We start from the raw sequence: 4448 nt of genomic DNA, 5'->3' as shown, positions 1-4448 counted from the left end.
CGCACTTCCAGGTGGAAGGCATGGATGTGAACCTGTCTCTGGTGAGCCAGATGCCGAAAGCGAAAGCGTAACGTAAGGCAGGAAGCATGAGAACGGAACAACCGTTATGGGGCAGGGGCCAGATGGTCTCTCCCCAGCACTTCCAGCAACAGGCCGCCTATGCGGCCTGGTCTGCGGAATGTATCGCCCGACTGGGTCTCTCCCATCCCTGGGGGGTGATTAATGCCACTTTCGAACCGGATGTACTGAAGTTGGGCCGTCTACAGGCCCGTCATCTGCACCTCCGGTTCCCTGACGGGACATTAATCGATACGGATAATGCTGACGACCTGCCACCGGTGCTGGCGCTTGAGAGTGAAACACAGGACGTGGTGGTGGTTCTGGCTCTTCCGCTGTTGCGCGCGAATGGTGGCAACTGCCTTAAGCCCGATGAGGTGGCCGCGCGTCCTGTTCGCTATCGCCAGCGCTGGCGGGATGTCCGCAACCTTTTTGGCGATGACACCCGCCAGATTGCAGTGATGCGGCCAGAGCTGACGTTGCGATTTGCCCATCAGAACAATAGCGATTACCTGACCTGTCCGGTTGCCCGCCTGCAACAAGATTCGCAGGGGAACTGGGTACTTGATGAGACATACCTTCCGCCGCTGCTGGCGTTGCTGGGCAGCCGCTGGCTGATGACCCAGCTGGAGCAACTGTTGACGCAACTGCGCGCCCGTCTGGGCCGCCTGATGGACATGCGCCGGGAAAGTAATGAGCGCATGGCGGATTTTGCCGTAGCCGATGTTTCATTGTTCTGGCTGCTCAATGCCCTGAACAGTGCTGAGCCCGTGCTGGGTCAGTTTCAGCGCCACCCGCAAAGCCCGCCTGAGCGTCTCTATCCGGAGCTGGCAAGGCTTGCAGGCAGCCTGTTGACATTCTCGCTGGAGCATCAGGTCAGTGCGATCCCGGCATGGCAGCATGAGCAACTGAATAACGTCTTCCCGCCGCTGTTTGATTTACTTGGCGATCTTCTGGAAGCCAGCCTGCCATCGCGGGTGGTGGCGATTGAGCTTGAGCATGATGACCGGCTTCACTTCTGGCAGGCCCGTCTGCATGATCCACGTCTGCGCGAAGGCGCTGATTATTACCTCTCCGTGCGTTCACCGATGCCGGTGGCACAATTGCAGGAGCAGTTCCCGCGCCAGTGCAAGGTCGGCAGTCCCGATCATGTCAGGAGTATCGTCAATTCATCGCGGGTGGGCGTCCCTCTGATGCCGCTGCGCCATGTGCCGGCAGCCATTCCACTGCGTCTGGAAAATCAGTATTTCAGCCTTGATGTCTCTCATCCCCTGGCCATCGAAATGTTCCAGAGCGGCACCTGTATGTTTTACGTTCCGGGAATGCTCGCCGAGCCTGAACTTGAACTCTTTGCGGTACTGAGAACATGAATGATCGTAAACGCGCTACTGCCGCGTTCATTGATATTGATGCCCTGTTACAGGACACCTGGCTACAGGTGATCAGTCTGCGTCACGGCCCGACATTCCAGGACGGGGAAGGGCGTACGCTTTGGGAGCGCTGCATTGATGATGTCGGGCGTGTGCAGCGAGAACTGAAAGCGAGCGAACTCGATGAAGCCAGCTGCCAGCATATTCTTACGGCACAGTGTGCGCTGCTTGATGAGGCAGTCAAAGGTCGCGGTGTGGAGGATGACGCCTGTATACAGTGGTATGACATTCCCCTACAGGGATATTTCCTTGGCACCATGGACGCCGGTGACACGTTATGCGATCGGATGCGTGATGTGCTGCGTGAACCGGCTCCTGACCACGCCGTTGTGACCTGCTTCCAGCGAGTCATGATGCTCGGATTCCTCGGCAACTTCCGCTCCCTGAACGATCCAGAGCGGCAGAAACTCATGAATGCACTTAATGAATATGTTGCGCCGTTCAGCTATTCACAACCCCATCCCGTTCTGGCGGAAAGCCATGCCGGACGGGGGATAGGGGGGTGGCTGGCATCATGGCCCGTGCGCATTGGCCTGAGTGTGGTGGTGGTCACCGCATTATGGTGGGGACTGGATTGCTGGCTGGATCAGACACTGCTTACCCTGCTGCCGGGAGCCGTGAAATGAGCCCTGCACAACAGCGCGGGCTTGCGCTCTGGGCTGCCCTGCTGAGTGCAGTGGTCTGCCTGTGGTTTCTGCCAGCATCCCGGCTGGTTTCCATTCTCGTCCTGCTGGCGGTACTGGGACTCATCATAGCGTTCTGGGCTGTCGCCTGCCGTCGCGTGCAGCACGATTTCACCCTGTGTCTGGAGGACCTGCCTGAAGCCAATTATTGTCAGCCCGTGGTACTGGTCTGTGGCGATCTGCCGCTTGCCTGGCCGCATCAGTCACCTGTGCTTACTGTCACGCAGGGCTGCTGGATCCGTGTGGAGGATCATCTGGAACTGGAGCAGGCCGCCCGTCAGGTACTGTGGTTGCGCCCCGACTGGGGACGTCAGCTGTCAGTGATGGTCAGTGTTTGTCCGCAGCAGCACCCTGACAGTGAGCGCCTTACCAGTCGTTTGCTTGCCCTGCGCTGGCAGATTAGCCGGTTGCGTAAAGCAACCGGCCATTCTGTGCCACTGGTTCTGAATGGACAGGTCGGCAGTGCGATGATGAATGACATGCTCTGGCAGACGGCGATCCTGGGGGAAGGGGTAAAGGTCTGGAGTGGGACTTCAGCGCCTGGCTCAGTTGCTGAATGGGTTAATACTGGCGGAACGCCTGCGATGCAGCAACAGGTGCTGATGAACAGCCTGATGAGCTGGTTCCAACAGCACGTCCAGGCTGTCCTTATGGATGAAAACCCCGATATTCCTGTCATTGAACCTGTTGCGGTTCTGTGGGGATTGGGTCCGATCCTGGCCGGAAGCATGGCCACCTCTGTCTGGACAGCGTGGTTGTCCCGCCATACTGCGATGCAGCAGGTGTCTGGCTGGCAGCCGGCGGGAACGGACAGTACGGTTATTTCCCTGTTCCCGAATTTTGTCCTCCCTTTACTGCCAGAAGGACGAGGCCTGACACCGCATGGACGAACCTGGCGCGGTGCGCTCGGAATCTTCACGCTGGCAGCCATTGCTGCGCTACTCAGCAGTGGCTGGAATAATCGCCAGCTGCTGCAACGCGTGAGCTTCGATATTGCACGCTATGAACGTATACCGATGAATGACTCCGGGCCGAAAGCTGGCGCCGTTGCCGTGCTGCGCGAGGATGCGGCATTGCTGGACGACCATGCACGTAACGGCGTACCGGCCCGGCTGAGTCTGGGCCTGTATCAGGGCGGACGTCTGCGTATGCCAGTGCTGAATGCGATTCGCTCTTATGTGCCTCCGCCTCCGCCGCCTGAACCGGAACTCAAACCGGCACCGAAAATTGTCCGCCTCGACAGCATGTCGCTGTTCGATACCGGAAAGTGGGCGCTTAAACCCGCCTCAACGAAGCTGCTGGTGAACTCACTGGTGGGGATCAAGGCGAAGCCCGGCTGGCTGATTGTGGTGGCGGGCCATACCGACAGCACCGGGGATGACCCGTTCAACCAGGTGCTGTCCCTGAAGCGTGCGGAGTCGGTCCGCGACTGGATGCGGGATACCGGCGACGTGCCGGAGAGCTGTTTTGCGGTGCAGGGCTATGGTGAAAGCCGTCCTGTCGCCACCAACGACACGGCGGAAGGGCGTGCGCTGAACCGCCGTGTCGAAATCAGTCTGGTACCGCAGGCGAATGCCTGCCAGGCGCCGGGCAAGACCCATGCGTCATCGCAGGATGATGGCGCTGATAACAATGTAACGGAGTAATTAACATGGCAATTCCAGTCTATCTGTGGCTGAAGGACGACGGCGGCGCGGACATCAAAGGGTCCGTGGACGTTCAGGATCGTGAAGGCAGTATCGAAGTGGTGGCCCAGGAGCACAACCTGTACATCCCGACCGATAACAATACCGGCAAGCTGACCGGCACCCGTATCCACACGCCTTTCCTGTTCACCAAGGAAATCGACTCCTCCAGCCCGTACCTGTACAAGGCGGTGACGACCGGCCAGACCCTGAAATCTGCCGAGTTCAAATGGTACAGAATCAATGACGCAGGCCAGGAAGTGGAGTACTTCAACACCAAGCTTGAGAACGTGAAGCTGGTGAAAGTGAATCCGAAGATGCACGACATCAAGGATCCTGCTTTCGAGAAGCACAACCACCTCGAGCAGATTGAACTGCGTTACGAAAAAATCACCTGGACCTACAAGGACGGCAACATCATTCATTCCGATTCCTGGAACGAACGCGCCACTGCGTAAGAGCCCCGAGCAGACGGTCAGCCGTCTGCTTTTTTTGCTGAGCGCCTGTACTGACGGGTGGTCAGCAAAGAAAAACACAATCTGCCTGCCCGACCTGATGCGCTTTGGGTTCCTGAATAACAGGGAACAGCGACG

5 protein-coding genes are annotated in these 4448 nt (G+C 58.3%); all 5 read left to right on the top strand.

The annotated features are described in order from the left end of the window. The coding region (locus ACOTZD_RS22775) for a hypothetical protein (RefSeq protein WP_373559891.1) at positions 1–71 on the top strand (71 nt) is incomplete at its 5' end. 15 nt (positions 72–86) lie between these two features. Beyond that, positions 87–1427 carry a type VI secretion system baseplate subunit TssK gene (gene tssK, locus ACOTZD_RS22770; RefSeq protein ID WP_137048704.1) on the top strand — a complete coding sequence of 447 codons (1341 nt, stop codon included), beginning with the start codon at positions 87–89 and terminating at the stop codon, positions 1425–1427. Then, positions 1424–2113 (top strand): type VI secretion system protein TssL, short form, encoded by a 690-nt coding sequence (tssL, locus tag ACOTZD_RS22765; protein WP_050870678.1) that lies wholly within the window; start codon positions 1424–1426, stop codon positions 2111–2113. Before tssK ends, tssL begins: the two co-directional genes overlap by 4 nt. After that, the gene (locus ACOTZD_RS22760; RefSeq protein WP_421636373.1) at positions 2110–3816 is read left to right on the top strand and encodes an OmpA family protein; all 1707 of its coding nucleotides are present in this window, start codon (positions 2110–2112) and stop codon (positions 3814–3816) included. The genes tssL and ACOTZD_RS22760 overlap by 4 nt, the downstream gene beginning before the upstream one ends. 5 nt (positions 3817–3821) lie before the next feature. Beyond that, positions 3822–4313: a type VI secretion system effector Hcp gene (gene hcp, locus ACOTZD_RS22755; RefSeq protein WP_009653685.1), complete on the top strand. Its 492-nt coding sequence runs from the start codon at positions 3822–3824 to the stop codon at positions 4311–4313. Positions 4314–4448 lie beyond the last annotated feature (135 nt).

This window comes from Enterobacter cloacae complex sp. SHL022 (genome assembly GCF_049237785.1).
GTDB lineage: Bacteria > Pseudomonadota > Gammaproteobacteria > Enterobacterales > Enterobacteriaceae > Enterobacter > Enterobacter hormaechei_C.
The sequence above is the reverse complement of the archived record's forward strand: the minus strand, read 5'-3'. Positions and strand labels throughout refer to the sequence as shown.

What these genes read in the sequence shown, in the direction of transcription:
- ACOTZD_RS22760 (WP_421636373.1), top strand. Translation starts at nt 2,110, where the DNA reads ATGAGCCCTGCACAACAGCGCGGGCTTGCGCTCTGGGCTGCCCTGCTG.
- tssK (WP_137048704.1), top strand. Translation starts at nt 87, where the DNA reads ATGAGAACGGAACAACCGTTATGGGGCAGGGGCCAGATGGTCTCTCCC.
- tssL (WP_050870678.1), top strand. Translation starts at nt 1,424, where the DNA reads ATGAATGATCGTAAACGCGCTACTGCCGCGTTCATTGATATTGATGCC.
- hcp (WP_009653685.1), top strand. Translation starts at nt 3,822, where the DNA reads ATGGCAATTCCAGTCTATCTGTGGCTGAAGGACGACGGCGGCGCGGAC.